The organism is Micrococcus antarcticus (assembly GCF_044872765.1).
Lineage (GTDB): Bacteria > Actinomycetota > Actinomycetes > Actinomycetales > Micrococcaceae > Micrococcus.
The window spans coordinates 2,074,185-2,087,911 of the sequence record NZ_CP085253.1 but is presented as its reverse complement, the minus strand read 5'-3'; the positions used below and the strand labels follow the sequence as shown (position 1 = coordinate 2,087,911).

Below are 13,727 nucleotides of genomic sequence, written 5' to 3'. Positions count from 1 at the left end.
CGGGCGACCCGAGTTCACCCGCCCGACGCCGGCCGTCCACCTGACACTGAGCCGCCCGCCGACTCCGGCGCGCAGGATCGGAGCCGTACCCTCGCCACCCACCCTCCCGGAGGCCACCGTGAACGCCCTGAACCCGACCTTCTCCCGCCGCACCGGCCTGCGCACCCTGGCCGCCGCCGTCGTCGCGGGCACCGTGTCCACCGCGGCCCCCGCCGCCCTGGCGAAGACCGCCGCCGGCGCCTCGGCCGCCCCCGCCGGGGGCGACGGGTTCCGCGTCCTGCCCTACCTCATGGAGCCCACCGCCACCTCGATGGACCTCGTGTGGTTCTCCGAGCGCGGCGTGGCCGGCACCGTCGTCGTCTCCGGCCCGGGCCTGGGCAACAACCACGGCAAGGGCCGCACCCGCCCGGCGGGCACGCGTGTCTCCGCCCCCGAGCACCAGCCCCTGCTCGACTACACCGAGGCGGAGCTGGCCCAGAGCATCGAGGGCCTCGCCCAGGGCTCGTGGCTGCTGGGCGCGCAGAACTGGAAGCACCGCGTCTCCCTCACCGGCCTGAAGCCCGGCAAGGAGTACACCTACACCGTCACCCAGGGCGGGCAGCGCCACACCGCCACGTTCCGCACGGCCGACGCCGGCAACGGCTGGCACGACCTGCGCGTGATCGCCTTCTCGGACACCGAGACCGAGCCCTTCGGGCGCGTCGAGAACCGCGAGTGGGAGCTCAACCAGGTCACCCCCTACACCGAGAGCTCGCTGCCCCGCCCGGGCGAGGGCTCGCTGTGGCACCACACCTTCGGCTCCACGACGCGCTACGGCCAGTTCACGCTGAAATACCCCCTGACCCAGGACGTCGCGCTCACCGAGAACGTCCGCCACATCGAGGCCGCGGACCCGGACCTGCTGCTCGTGGCCGGCGACCTCGGCCAGGGCGGCGGCTACCAGCCGGGCTGGGACGAGTTCTTCCGCCACTTCGCGGGCGAGCTCTCGGACATCGCCTCGCACGTCCCGCTCATCACCTCGCTGGGCAACTGGGAGACCTTCGCCTCGATCAACGGCGGCTACGGCACCCCCGAGGACCGCTCCCCCGTGGTCCGCTCGCGCAACAAGTACCACGCCTACTTCGAGCGCACCGGCGCCGGCACGGACCAGGAGAACCCGCAGTACCGCGGCTCCTACTACCGCACCGACCACGGGCCGCTGACGATCATCACGCTGGACTCCACGAACGGCGTGCCGGACGAGTCCGTGGGCGCGGGCCTGCTCTCCGGCGAGACGTTCTCGGGCGACGACCGCAACCTCACGGCCGAGCGCATGCCGACCGACACGCAGGGCTCGTTCACCCAGGCCGCCTACGAGGAGGCCTTCACGGAGGTCTTCCCCGGCACCACCGCCGCGGACGCCGACCTCCCCGTGTTCAACCCCGGCCACGACCAGTGGGCCTGGGCGGAGCGCCAGCTCGCCGACGCGCGGGCGAAGGGGCAGATCATCATGGTCGAGTTCCACCACGCGCCCTACTCCGTGGGCGTGCACGGCACCCCGCCGAACCACGAGTTCCCGGACGACCAGTCCGGCGTCGCGATGCGCGTGTACACGCCGCTGCTGGAGAAGTACGGCGTCGCCGTCGTCATCTCCGGGCACGACGAGATGTTCCAGCGCTCGTGGGTGGACGCGGACGGAGACGGCCGCGGCTTCCACGCCTACGACGTGGGCGTGGCCGCGGACGGCCTGCGCGGCGAGCAGTACGCCAAGAACGCGGCGGGCGAGTACGTCCCGGTGCGCTTCAACACCCACATGGAGTGGACCGCCAACACGCACGAGCCCGAGACCTGGGCCGACGTGGACGGCGTGCGCCAGCTCGTGGACGGCGGCATGCACTACGGCCACCTGCAGATCGACCTGAGGCGCCGCGGCCAGGAGGCCGAGATGACGCTGACGCCGATGTACGTGTTCCCGATCCTGGACGCCCAGTACCGGCTGGTGCGCACGGAGCGCCGCGCGTACGACGACGTCCAGGTGGTCCGCTTCGACCGCAGCGGCGTGCCGAAGCCGCGCCGCTGACGGACACCGGTCCCCTTCGCCGACCCTGAGATCCGTGCCGCGACGTCGAGGGCGTTGCGGCACGGACCTCAGGGTGGGCGCACCGGCGCAGCCGTGTCGCGCGGCCTCCCCTAGGGTGGCCCCGTGCGCGCATCACCCTCCTCCACCCCCAGGTCCGCCCCGCAGCCGACGGCCGGCCCCGCCCGCGCCGCCTGGCTGCCCGGCCTCGCGGTCTGCACGGTGCTCGGCGTCGTCTGTGTCCTGATCGCGACGACGGCGCGCCCCTGGATGCCCGCGCTCAGCCCACTGCTGCTCGCCATCCTCGTGGGCCTGGCGTGGCGGAACCTCGCCCCCGTGCCGGCGACCCTCGCCCCGGGCATCGCGGTCGCGGCGAAGCCGGTGCTGCGCGCGGGCATCGTCCTGCTCGGGCTGCAGCTGGTGCTCGCCGACGTGCTCGCGCTGGGCCCGGGCGTGATCGCGCTGGTGGTGGCCGCCGTCGGCCTCACGTTCGCGGCGACCGTGGCGCTGGGGCGCGCGCTGGGGCTGCCGTGGGACCTGACGGCCCTCGTGGCCTCGGGGTTCTCGATCTGCGGCGCGGCGGCCGTCGCCGGCGCGGACTCCGTGGTGCGCGCGCGCCGCGAGATGGCGGCCACGGCGATCGGCCTCGTGGTGCTGTTCGGGACGCTCATGATCCCGCTGATGCCGCTGCTCACCGGTGCGCTCGGGCTCGACGAGCGGGCGGCCGGGCTGTGGATCGGCGCGTCCACGCACGAGGTCGCCCAGGTGGTGGCGGCCGGCGGGCTCGTCGGCCCGACGGCGCTCTCCGTGGCGGTCACCGTGAAGCTCGCGCGCGTCGTCCTGCTCGCGCCGGTCATGACGGGCCTGGCCTGGTGGGAGCGGCGCCGTCCGGCCGGGTCGGCCACGGGCGAGGACGCCGCCGTCCCGGGCGCGGATCCGGCCGCGAGCGCCACCCGGCCACCGCTCGTGCCGTGGTTCGTGCTCGGGTTCCTGGCCGCCGTCGCGATCCGGGCGACCGGCGTGCTGCCCGCCGGAGTCCTGGACGCCGTCGCCGTGCTGCAGCAGGTGCTGCTGGCCGCCGCCATGGTGGCGCTGGGCCTGAACGTGCACCTGCGCTCGATCGCCGCCGTGGGCCCGAGGCCGCTCGTGCTCGGCGCGGGGAGCACCGCCGTCGCGGTCGCCGTGGGCGGAGCGGGCGCGGCCCTGCTGGCGTGAGGGCGCCCGCTTCCGTGTGCGCAACGGGAGCCCCGGAGCAGGCCGCGTCGACAACCGGCGGCGCACCCCCCCCGCCCGCGTCCTCTGCGAGAGCGACCTAGGGTGACGACGTGCTCAACCTGTGCAGCCCCGAGCGCACCGTGCGCCGCAACCTCCACCTCGCCTGCGCCCTCACGGTGGTGGCGGGGATCCTCAACTCCGTCGGGTTCGTCGCCGTGGCCCGGTACACCTCGCACATGACCGGCATCGTCGCCTCGATGGCGGACGCGATCGCCCTGGGCCTGCCGGACCTGGTGGCCGTGGGAGCACTCGCGCTGACGGCCTTCGTCCTGGGGGCGGTGGCCTGCGCGCTCGTCTTCAACTGGGGGCGGGTCCGGGGACTGCGCTCGCGCTACGCCAACATCCTGCTGCTCGAGGGCATGGGGATGCTGCTGTTCGGGCTGCTCGCCGAGCGCCTGCAGGACGCCCACCGGTCCGTGGTCGTGGTGGGTGTCCTCTGCTTCACCATGGGCCTCCAGAACGCGCTCATCACACGGATCGGCGAGTGGCCCGTGCGCACCACCCACATCACGGGCATGGTCACGGACATCGGCGTCGAGATCGGGAAGGCCCTCTACCGCAGTCCCGCGGACGCCGCGGACCCGGTCGTCGGGGAGCCGCGGCGCATCGCCGCCCTGGCCGGACTCGTGGCCCTGTTCTTCCTGGGAGGCATGGCGGGCGCCCTGGGGTACCTCTGGCTCGGCTTCGAGGTGGTGGTGCCCGTGGCCGCGGTGCTCCTGCTGATCGCCCACCGGCCCCTCGTCCGGGACCTGAGGGAGGCGTGGCTCAGACGAAGGCCGAGACGCCCGTCAGGGCGCGGCCCACGATCAGCGCGTTGATGCCGTAGGAGCCCTCGTAGCTGTAGATGGCCTCGATGTCGCCCATCATCCGGGAGACCTCGTACTCGCTGAGCAGGCCGTTGCCGCCGAAGGCGTCCCGGGCGAGGGCCGCGGAGGAGCGCGCCAGGCGCGTGGACGTGGCCTTGCCCATGGCCGCGTGCATCATGTCCATCGTCCCGGCCTCGTTGAGCCGGTGCACCTGCATCATCATCCCGGAGGCCGCCGCCAGGTTGCCGGCCACCTCGGCGATCTGGGACTGGATCATCTGGAACTTGGCGAGCGGGCGGCCGAACTGCCGGCGCTCCAGCGCATACGCCCGCAGCACGTCGAGCAGGCCCATCTGCACGCCCACCCCCTGCCAGCCCACCCACATGCGCGAGTCCCGCAGGAGGTCGCGCGTGGCGTCGAAGGTGGCCGCGCCGGGCAGCTGAGCGTCCAGCGGCAGGCGCACGTCCAGCGTGATGTCCGCGTTCTGCATGATGCGCAGGCCCATCTTCCCGGCGATCTTCGTGGCCTCGTAGCCGGGGGTGTCCGTGGGGACCACGAAGCCCTTGATCTCGCCGTCGGCCGTGTCACGCGCCCACACGAGCGCCACCTGCGCGATGGTCCCCGCGCCGATCCAGCGCTTGGCGCCGCGGATGACCCACTCGTCCCCCTCCCGCGTCGCGGTCGTCTCCAGCCCGCCCGCGATGTCCGAGCCGTGCTCCGGCTCGGTCAGGCAGAAGGCGCCGATCGCCTCGAACCGCTCGAGCGGCCCCTGCCAGCGGGCCTTCTGCTCGTCCGAGCCCAGCTGCACGATCATCCCGAGGTTCAGCTCGTTGTGGATGCCCACGAGCGCGGAGAGGGAGAGGTCCACGCGCGCGATCTCCGCGTGCACGAGGTGCTGGAAGAGCGCCGACGAGCCGTCCGTGAGCAGCCGCCCCAGGCCGAGCCCGGCCAGCCCGGGCAGGAGGTCGAAGGGGAACTCCTCGGCATCCCAGTACGGGGCCAGGCGCGGGCGGACCTGCGTCTGCAGGTGCTCCTCGATCGCCTCGAGTCGCGCGCGCTCGGCCTCGTCGAGGCCGTCCCGCAGACGGAGCAGGTCCACGTGCGGCAGGGCGGAGGGGGAGGGGGTGGCGGGGCTGGTCAACGGTGTCTCCTTCGGGCGCGGCGGACGCACGAGCCGGCGGCCGCCGACGTCTTCGCGTCAGTCCGACTGTAGGACTTCCGACTATCCATGTCTGTGAGTAGTGTTGCAGATCACAACGGACATCGGCCACGGGCGGCCCGCGCCCCTGCCGCCCGCCCCGACGAGGAGGACTCCCTTGACCACCCCGGACACCACTCCCCAGGCCCCCGCCACCACAGACCAGAGCGAGGTCACCGCGGCGTTCCGCGCCGCCCGCGACCTCCTCGTCGAGTGCCAGACCGACTATGCCCGGGCCCGCGCCGAGTTCGCGTGGCCCCGCTTCGAGCACTTCAACTTCGGATTCGACTGGTTCGACCAGCTGGCGAAGGACCCCGCCCGCGCGGACGTGCCCGCGCTGATCATCGCGGAGGACGACGGGCGCAGCACCGAGCGGACCTTCGCGGAGCTCTCCGCCGCCTCGAACCGCGTGGCCACCTGGCTCACCGAGCAGGGCCTGCGCCGTGGCGAGCGCCTGATCCTCATGCTGAACAACCAGGTGGAGCTGTGGGAGTTCATGCTCGCGTGCATCAAGCTGCGCGTCGTCATGATCCCCACCACCACGCAGATGACGTCGGCCGACCTCGAGGACCGCGTCGAGCGCGCCGAGGCCTCGTGGGCCGTGGCCGGCGCCGAGGACCTCGCCAAGTTCGCGGGGGTGGGCGAGGGCCTGCGCCTCGTGCACGTCCCCGGCGTCTTCGCCGAGGGTGCGGACCGCACGGCCCCTCGAGTCGCCGGCCACACGGTGCTCTCCTACGACGACGCCGCCGCCTCCTCCTCGGAGCTGACCCCGGACGAGCCGACACCGGCCGAGGAGACGCTGCTGTTCTACTTCACGTCCGGCACCACCTCGAAGCCCAAGCTCGTGGAGCACACCCACACCTCCTACCCCGTGGGCCACCTGACCACGGTGTACTGGATCGGCCTCGAGCCCGGCGACGTGCACCTGAACGTGGCCTCGCCAGGGTGGGCCAAGCACGCGTGGTCCAACTTCTTCGCCCCGTGGATCGCGGAGGCCACGATCTTCGTGCACAACGCCCGCAAGTTCGGCCCCGCCTCCCTCATGGCGAACATGGCCCGCTACGGGGTCACGAGCTTCTGCGCCCCGCCCACCGTGTGGCGCATGCTGATCAAGGCGGACATGACCCAGCTGGCCACCCCGCCGACGAAGGCGATCTCCGCCGGCGAGCCCTTGAACGCCGAGGTCATCGACCAGGTCCAGAAGGCCTGGGGCGCCACGATCCGCGACGGGTTCGGGATGACCGAGACCACCCTCCAGGTGGCCAACACGCCGGGGCAGAAGGTCGTCATCGGTTCCATGGGCCGCCCCCTGCCCGGCATGGACGTGGTCCTCATCGACCCGCTGACCGGCGCGGAGGCCGCGGAGGGCGAGATCTGCCTCCGCCTGGACCCGCGCCCCGTGGGCCTGCTGAAGTCCTACTACGGCAACCAGGAGAAGACCGACGACGTCTTCAGCGACGGCGTCTTCCACACCGGCGACATCGCCTCCCGCGACGAGAACGGCGTGCTGACCTATGTGGGCCGCGCCGACGACGTGTTCAAGTCCTCCGACTACAAGGTCTCCCCGTTCGAGCTCGAGTCCGTGCTCGTGCAGCACGCGGCCGTCATGGAGGCGGCCATCGTGCCGACCCCGGACGAGGTGCGCCTGGCCGTGCCCAAGGCGTTCGTGACCCTCGCCCCCGGCCACGAGCCCACGGCGGAGACGGCCCGGGCGATCCTGCAGTACACGCTCACGCAGCTGCCCCCGTACAAGCGGATCCGCCGCATCGAGTTCCTCGAGCTGCCCAAGACCATCTCGGGCAAGATCCGCCGCGTGGAGCTGCGCAAGGCGGAGGTCTCCCGGTCCGAGACCGGCGCGGCCCCCGAGGGCTACGGCGCCGAGTACCGCGAGGAGGACCTGGACCTGCAGCGCTGACTAGGCTGGAATCCATGACCGTCAACAGCACGCCCCTGACCAAGGACCCCATCGCGGAGGCCGCCCTGAACTGGGAGCGCCACGGATGGGGCGAGGTCGCGGCCCCGATGGCGGCGGTCACCTCGATCATGCGCGCCCAGCAGATCCTCCTGGCGCGCACGCAGACGGTGCTCAAGCCGTTCGGCCTGACGTTCGCCCGCTACGAGCTGCTCGCCCTCCTGAACTTCTCCCGGGAGAAGCGGCTGCTCATGTCCAAGGCGAGCGCGCTCCTGCAGGTGCACCCCACGTCCGTGACCAACGCGGTGGACCGCCTCGAGGCCGCGGGCCTCGTGGAGCGCCGGCCGCACGAGTCCGACCGTCGGGCGCTCGTGCTGGTGCTCACGGACGAGGGCACGAGGGTGGCCGCGGAGGCCACGGAGGCGCTCAACGCGGAGGTGTTCGGGCAGACGGGCTTCGAGGACGGCGACGTCGCGCAGCTCAACGAGATCCTCACCCGCTTCCGCGCCCAGGCGGGGGACTTCGAGGCCGGGGACGGCGTGGAGAGCCCGGCCGGGCGGGACCGATGAGCGGGACGCCCGCGGACGTCCGCTGCTCCGCCGGCAGGATCCCCGGCGCGAAGGACGTGCGGGCGCTCTACGACTCCGTCGGCTGGTCTGCCTACACCGACGACCTCGACTCCCTGATGCGCGGGCTCGCCGGCTCGGCGCACGTGGTGACGGCGTGGAGGGACGAGCGCCTCGTGGGCCTGGCCCGCGTGATCTCGGACGGCCACACCATCGCGTACCTGCAGGACGTGCTGGTCGATCCGGAGCACCAGCGCCGCGGGATCGCCTCCGAGCTGGTCTGCAGGGCGTTCGCGCCGTTCGCGTCCGTCCGTCAGCACATCCTCATGACGGACGCCGAGGAGAGGCAGCGCGCCTTCTACGAGTCCCTGGGGTTCCGGGAGATCCGAGACGTCCCGCACGGCGGCATGCGCGGCTTCGTCCGCTTCTCGTGAACGGGCCCGCCCCGTTGTCCGCCCGGGCAGCCAAGCCCCGCCGGACGGCTCAGCGGGGCTCGAGGCGCACGGCGCCGTCGAGGCGGATGACCTCGCCGTTGAGGAACGGGTTGGCCACGATCTGCTCCACGAGCAGGGCGTAGTCGTCCGGGCGGCCCAGGCGGGCGGGATGCGGGGTCTTCGTGGCGAGCGCCTCGCGCGCGGCCTCGGGCAGGCCGGCCATCATCGGAGTCTCCATCAGGCCCGGCGCGATCGTCACCACGCGGATCGCGCTCTGGGCGAGCTCGCGCGCGGCAGGGAGGGTCATCGAGACCACGGCGCCCTTCGACGCGGCGTAGGCGATCTGCCCGATCTGGCCGTCGTAGGCGGCCACGGAGGCGGTGTTGACGATCACGCCGCGGTCCTCGCCCCACAGCTCCTGCCCCTGCATCGCCTGCGCGGCACGGGCCATGAAGTTCACGGTGCCCACGGTGTTGATCGCGAGGACGCGCGCCAGCGTCTCGGCCGGCAGCGGGCCCTCGCGGCCCACGAGCTTGCCGGGGGTGGCCACGCCGGCGCAGTTGACCAGGACGCGCAGGGGCGCGAGCTCGGCGGCCGCGGCGACGGCGGCCTCCGCCGCCGCCTCCTGGGAGACGTCGCCGGGGACGAACCGCGCCCGCTCGCCCAGGGAGGCCACGGCGTCGGCGCGGAGGGTCTCCCCCTCACGGTCCGGCAGGTCCACCACCACGACGGCGGCGCCCGCCTTCGCGAGCCGGCGCGCCGTGGCGTGGCCGAGGCCGGAGGCGCCTCCCGTGACGATGGCGCTGGCGTTCTTCAGGTCCATGAGGGCTCCTCACCTCGGGCCGGGGATTACTCCCGGCGTTCGATAGTTGCATGTCCTACGTTCTCGCCATAGATTAGCGGCAACGTCATCCAGATCACACCGCACGGCCCCGCGGCAGCGCCAGCTCCGGGCTCCCGGGACCGACCTCCACCGCCTCGACCATCGCTTCAGGAGCCGCCACCATGTCCCTCGAGACCTCCACCCCCGTGATCCCCCACTTCGTGCACGGACGCCGCACCGACGGCGAGTCCGGCCGCTTCGGCGACGTGTACCACCCGGCCCTCGGGCAGGTGGCCGGACGCGTGCCGCTGGCCACGAAGGAGGAGGTGGTGGCCGCCGTCGCCTCCGCGGAGCAGGGGTTCCAGGCCTGGTCCCGCCTCAACCCGCAGCGCCGCGCCCGCATCCTGCTGCGCTGGGTGGACCTGATCAACGCGCACGCGGACGAGCTGGCCCGGACCCTGGCCCAGGAGCACGGCAAGACCGTCCCGGACGCCCGCGGCGACATCCAGCGCGGCGTCGAGGTGGTCGAGTTCGCCGCCGGCGCGCCGCACCTGCTCAAGGGCGAGTTCTCCTCCGAGGTCGGCCGCGGCGTGGACGTGCACTCCATCCGCCAGCCCCTCGGCGTGGTCGTGGGCATCACCCCCTTCAACTTCCCCGCGATGATCCCCCTGTGGAAGGCCGGCATCGCGCTGGCCGCGGGCAACGCGTTCATCCTCAAGCCCTCCGAGCGCGACCCCTCCGTGCCGGTGCGCCTGGCCGAGCTGGCCCTCGAGGCCGGCATGCCCGAGGGCACCCTCAACGTGGTGCACGGGGACAAGCTCGCGGTGGACACCCTCATCGAGGACCCGCGCGTGAAGGCCGTGGGCTTCGTGGGCTCCACCCCGATCGCCCAGTCCATCTACGAGCACGCCGCCCGCATGGGCAAGCGCGCCCAGTGCTTCGGCGGGGCCAAGAACCACGCCGTGATCATGCCGGACGCGGACCTCGAGATGGCCGCGGACGCCCTGATCGGCGCCGCGTTCGGCTCCGCCGGCGAGCGCTGCATGGCCCTGTCCGTGGCCGTCCCCGTCGGGGAGGAGACCGCCGACCGCCTCGTGGCCCTGCTCCGCGAGCGCATGGAGGGCCTGAGGGTCGGTCCGTCGCTGGAGGAGTCCTCGGACTTCGGGCCCGTCGTCTCGAAGGACGCGCAGCGCCGCATCGAGGAGTGCATCGCCTCGGGCGTCGAGGAGGGCGCCGAGCTGGTCGAGGACGGCCGCGGCGTCGTCGTCGAGGGCCACGAGGACGGCTTCTACGTGGGCGCCACCCTGTTCGACCGCGTGAGCCCGGACATGCGGATCTACCGCGAGGAGATCTTCGGCCCCGTGCTCTGCGTGGTCCGCGCGAAGGACTACGAGGACGCCCTCGCCCTGCCGAACGAGCACGAGTACGGCAACGGCGTGGCCATCTTCACCCGCGACGGAGACACGGCCCGCGACTTCACCACCCGCGTGGAGGTCGGCATGGTCGGCGTGAACGTGCCGATCCCCGTGCCGGTCGCGTACTACACGTTCGGCGGCTGGAAGGCGTCCGGCTTCGGCGACCTCAACCAGCACGGTACGGACGGGCTGAAGTTCTACACCAAGACCAAGACGATCACCACGCGCTGGCCCTCGGGCAACCGCGAGGGCGCCAGCTTCGTGATGCCCGCCGGGTCCTGACCCGCCCCTCACGCACCCACCCCGACCCGGAGGATCCCCATGACCACCGTCCTGTTCCTCGGCCTCGGCCACATGGGCGGCCCCATGGCCGCCAACCTCGCCGCCGCGGGCCACCGCGTGCTCGGCTTCGACCTCGTCCCCGCAGCGCTCGAGAAGGCCGGCGCGGCCGGCGTCGAGACCGTCTCGGACACCGCCGCGGCGGCCGCCGAGGCCGACGTCGTGCTCACCATGCTGCCCCACGGGCGCCTCGTCCTGGACGTGTACCGGGGCCGGGGCGACGCGCCGGGGCTGCTCGGCGCCGCCCGCCCGGGCACCGTGTTCCTGGACTGCTCCACGATCGACGTGGCGGAGGCCCGCGAGGCCGCCGAGGCGGCCGTGGCCGCGGGCATGCGGGCCGCCGACGCGCCCGTCTCGGGCGGCCAGGTGGGCGCCGAGGCCGGGACGCTCGCGTTCATGGTCGGCGCCGACGACGACGTGCACGCCGAGGTGCTGCCGCTGCTCGAGGTGATGGGCGGGCGGATCGTGCACTGCGGCGGGTCCGGGCTGGGCCAGGCGGCGAAGATCTGCAACAACATGGTCCTGGGCGTCACGCAGATCGCCGTGGCCGAGGCCTTCGTGCTCGGCGAGCGCCTCGGCCTGGACCACCAGGCCCTCTACGACGTGATGAGCCAGGCCTCCGGGCAGTGCTGGGCGCTCACCACCAACTGCCCCGTGCCCGGCCCGGTGCCGGGCTCCCCCGCGAACCGCGACTACCGGCCGGGCTTCGCCGGCGCCCTCATGTCCAAGGACCTCGGCCTCGCCCTGCAGGCCCTGGACCAGCAGGGCGTGGCGGCGGACATGGGCCGCCTCGCGCAGGCCAAGTACGCCGAGTACGCGGCCGGGGATGGAGCCGAGCGCGACTTCTCCGGCATCATCGAGGACATCCGAGCATCACACACGGACAGGAGCGAGGCATGAGCGAGCAGACCACCCCCGACGGCGCCGCGTCGCCGATCATCGTCGAGCGGCAGGGCCGGGTCGGCCACATCCGCCTGAACCGGCCGAAGGCCCTGAACGCGCTGAACGAGGCGACGATGCGTGCCGTCGTCGCGGCGGTGCAGGAGCTGGACACCGACCCGGAGATCGGGGCGATCCTGCTCTCCGGCTCCCCCAAGGCGTTCGCCGCCGGTGCGGACATCAAGGAGATGGCCACCAAGGACTTCTCGGAGATGTACGCGGCCGACTGGTTCGCCGGCTGGGACGGGCTCACCCGTGCCCGCACCCCCATCGTGGCGTGCGTGACCGGCTACGCGCTCGGCGGCGGCTGCGAGCTCGCGATGATGGCGGACGTGCTGATCGCCGGCGAGGGCGCGAAGCTCGGCCAGCCGGAGATCAATCTCGGCGTCATCCCCGGCATGGGCGGCTCGCAGCGCCTGACCCGCGCCGTCGGGAAGGCCAAGGCGATGGACATGATCCTCACCGGCCGCATGGTCGGGGCGGAGGAGGCCGAGCGCATCGGCCTGGTCTCCCGCGTGGTGGCCGACGAGAAGGCCCTCGAGGAGGCGCTGGAGGTGGCCGCGACCATCGCGTCCAAGTCCAAGTCGGCCTCCTGGATGGCCAAGGAGGCCGTCAACGCCGCGTTCGAGACCACCCTTGCCCAGGGCATCGCCTTCGAGCGCCGCGTGTTCCACGCCGCGTTCGCCACGGCGGACCAGAAGGAGGGCATGGACGCGTTCGTGTCCAAGCGCGAGGCGGGGTGGCAGCACCGATGAGCGACGCGCAGACCACCGCGACGACGGCCCCCGCGGCCGCACGGGAGGGCGCGGCGGGCGATGTGCTCCTCGAGGTCCGCGACGGCCTCGGCCGCATCACGCTGAACCGTCCGCGCGCCCTGAACGCGCTGACGCAGGACATGGTCCAGACGATCGACGCAGCCCTGACCGACTGGGCCGCGGACCCCGCCGTGCGCGGCGTGCTGATCCGCGGTGCCGGCGAGAAGGGGCTGTGCGCCGGCGGCGACGTCGTCTCCCTGCGCGCCTCCCTCCTGGCCGGGCGGTTCGCGGAGGCCGAGCAGTTCTTCCGCGACGAGTACGCGATGAACGAGCGCATCGCCACCTACCCCAAGCCGTACGTGGCCTTCATGGACGGCATCGTCCTGGGCGGCGGCATGGGCGTGTCCGTGCACGGCTCCCACCGCGTGGCCACCGAGCGCACCCGCGCCGGCATGCCCGAGACGGCGATCGGGTTCACCCCCGACGTCGGCGGCTCGTTCCACCTGGCCCGCTCCCCCTTCCAGGCCGGCCGGCACCTGGCCGCGACCTCGGCGCACGCCTCCGGGTCCGACGCGGTGGCCCTGGGCCTGGCGGACGTCTTCGTGGAGTCCGCCCGGCTGGACGAGCTCGAGCAGGCGCTCGCCGGGGCACTCGGTGCCCTCGCCCCGGCCGAGGGCGCGGGCACGCGCGATGAGGCCGCCTTCGCCGCCGCCGATGAGGTGCTCGCTCGCTTCGCCGTGGCCGAGGGCGAGCGGCCCGCCTCCGCCCTCGTGGCCGGCCGCGAGTGGATCGAGGACGCCTACGGCCGGGAGACGGCCGCCGAGGTCCTCGCCACCCTGGACGAGCGCGCCGCCGCGGGCGGGGAGCACGCCGAGGCCGCGGGGAAGGCCGCCGAGGCCATCCGCACCAAGTCGCCGACCGCCGTCGCCGTGGCCCATGAGGCCCAGCGCCGGTTGGCCGCGCGCGGGGCGGACCTGACCGTGGCCGACGCGCTGCGCCAGGAGTTCACGATCGGCACCCACCTGATGCGCGAGCCGGACATGGCCGAGGGCATCCGCGCGCTGCTCGTGGACAAGGACAAGGAACCGACGTGGAGTCCGGCCCGGCTCGAGGACGTCTCGGCCGAGGACGTGGCCAGGCACTTCGAGCCCGTGTCCGGGGTGGACCCGCTGCAGCTCGGCTGAGCCCGCCCCGACGGACGGCGCCCCG

The 13,727-nt window shown here is 73.2% G+C and carries 12 protein-coding genes; 10 read left to right on the top strand and 2 right to left on the bottom strand.

The window, feature by feature from the left end; translation table 11 throughout:
* The first annotated feature begins 118 nt into the window (after positions 1-118).
* From LG274_RS09810 to LG274_RS09800, 3 genes are all read left to right on the top strand, one after another.
* Positions 119-2,059 carry a metallophosphoesterase gene (locus tag LG274_RS09810; protein WP_404464218.1) on the top strand — a complete coding sequence of 647 codons (1,941 nt, stop codon included), beginning with the start codon at positions 119-121 and terminating at the stop codon, positions 2,057-2,059.
* Between the two features lie 123 nt (positions 2,060-2,182).
* Entirely contained in the window at positions 2,183-3,271 is a 1,089-nt protein-coding gene (locus LG274_RS09805) for a YeiH family protein (protein WP_404464216.1), read from the top strand.
* 110 nt (positions 3,272-3,381) lie between these two features.
* Positions 3,382-4,149, top strand: a complete 768-nt coding sequence (locus LG274_RS09800; RefSeq protein ID WP_404464214.1) for a YoaK family protein — start codon at positions 3,382-3,384, stop codon at positions 4,147-4,149.
* On the opposite strand, the gene LG274_RS09795 is transcribed toward LG274_RS09800, so the two are convergent.
* A complete protein-coding gene (locus LG274_RS09795; protein WP_404464213.1) occupies positions 4,097-5,278 on the bottom strand; it encodes an acyl-CoA dehydrogenase family protein in 1,182 nt (393 codons plus the stop codon). The genes LG274_RS09800 and LG274_RS09795 overlap by 53 nt on opposite strands.
* A gap of 175 nt (positions 5,279-5,453) precedes the next feature.
* Here LG274_RS09795 and LG274_RS09790 point away from each other — a divergent pair, with 175 nt between their 5' ends.
* The 3 genes from LG274_RS09790 to LG274_RS09780 are packed head-to-tail and all read left to right on the top strand — an operon-like array spanning position 5,454 to position 8,247.
* Positions 5,454-7,250 (top strand): AMP-binding protein, encoded by a 1,797-nt coding sequence (locus tag LG274_RS09790; protein WP_404464211.1) that lies wholly within the window; start codon positions 5,454-5,456, stop codon positions 7,248-7,250.
* 14 nt (positions 7,251-7,264) lie between these two features.
* Positions 7,265-7,816 (top strand): MarR family winged helix-turn-helix transcriptional regulator, encoded by a 552-nt coding sequence (locus LG274_RS09785; protein ID WP_404464209.1) that lies wholly within the window; start codon positions 7,265-7,267, stop codon positions 7,814-7,816.
* Complete coding sequence (locus LG274_RS09780; protein WP_404464207.1) at positions 7,813-8,247, top strand: GNAT family N-acetyltransferase; 435 nt, start codon at positions 7,813-7,815, stop codon at positions 8,245-8,247. Before LG274_RS09785 ends, LG274_RS09780 begins: the two co-directional genes overlap by 4 nt.
* Positions 8,248-8,296: 49 nt before the next feature.
* On the opposite strand, the gene LG274_RS09775 is transcribed toward LG274_RS09780, so the two are convergent.
* Positions 8,297-9,070, bottom strand: a complete 774-nt coding sequence (locus tag LG274_RS09775; RefSeq protein WP_404464205.1) for an SDR family NAD(P)-dependent oxidoreductase — start codon at positions 9,068-9,070, stop codon at positions 8,297-8,299.
* A 182-nt stretch (positions 9,071-9,252) separates the two neighbouring features.
* On the opposite strand from LG274_RS09775, the gene LG274_RS09770 reads away from it, so the two are divergent.
* The 4 genes from LG274_RS09770 to LG274_RS09755 are packed head-to-tail and all read left to right on the top strand — an operon-like array spanning position 9,253 to position 13,702.
* Positions 9,253-10,767 carry a CoA-acylating methylmalonate-semialdehyde dehydrogenase gene (locus LG274_RS09770; RefSeq protein ID WP_404464203.1) on the top strand — a complete coding sequence of 505 codons (1,515 nt, stop codon included), beginning with the start codon at positions 9,253-9,255 and terminating at the stop codon, positions 10,765-10,767.
* A 39-nt stretch (positions 10,768-10,806) separates the two neighbouring features.
* Positions 10,807-11,724, top strand: a complete 918-nt coding sequence (gene mmsB, locus LG274_RS09765; RefSeq protein ID WP_404464201.1) for a 3-hydroxyisobutyrate dehydrogenase — start codon at positions 10,807-10,809, stop codon at positions 11,722-11,724.
* Complete coding sequence (locus tag LG274_RS09760) at positions 11,721-12,518, top strand: enoyl-CoA hydratase (protein WP_404464199.1); 798 nt, start codon at positions 11,721-11,723, stop codon at positions 12,516-12,518. Before mmsB ends, LG274_RS09760 begins: the two co-directional genes overlap by 4 nt.
* Positions 12,515-13,702, top strand: a complete 1,188-nt coding sequence (locus LG274_RS09755; RefSeq protein ID WP_298713679.1) for an enoyl-CoA hydratase/isomerase family protein — start codon at positions 12,515-12,517, stop codon at positions 13,700-13,702. Before LG274_RS09760 ends, LG274_RS09755 begins: the two co-directional genes overlap by 4 nt.
* The last annotated feature ends 25 nt before the right edge of the window (positions 13,703-13,727 follow it).

Coding starts and splice junctions, on each gene's coding strand:
- LG274_RS09785 (WP_404464209.1), top strand. CDS start 7,265: ATGACCGTCAACAGCACGCCCCTGACCAAGGACCCCATCGCGGAGGCC.
- LG274_RS09780 (WP_404464207.1), top strand. CDS start 7,813: ATGAGCGGGACGCCCGCGGACGTCCGCTGCTCCGCCGGCAGGATCCCC.
- LG274_RS09775 (WP_404464205.1), bottom strand. CDS start 9,070: ATGGACCTGAAGAACGCCAGCGCCATCGTCACGGGAGGCGCCTCCGGC.
- LG274_RS09770 (WP_404464203.1), top strand. CDS start 9,253: ATGTCCCTCGAGACCTCCACCCCCGTGATCCCCCACTTCGTGCACGGA.
- mmsB (WP_404464201.1), top strand. CDS start 10,807: ATGACCACCGTCCTGTTCCTCGGCCTCGGCCACATGGGCGGCCCCATG.
- LG274_RS09760 (WP_404464199.1), top strand. CDS start 11,721: ATGAGCGAGCAGACCACCCCCGACGGCGCCGCGTCGCCGATCATCGTC.
- LG274_RS09755 (WP_298713679.1), top strand. CDS start 12,515: ATGAGCGACGCGCAGACCACCGCGACGACGGCCCCCGCGGCCGCACGG.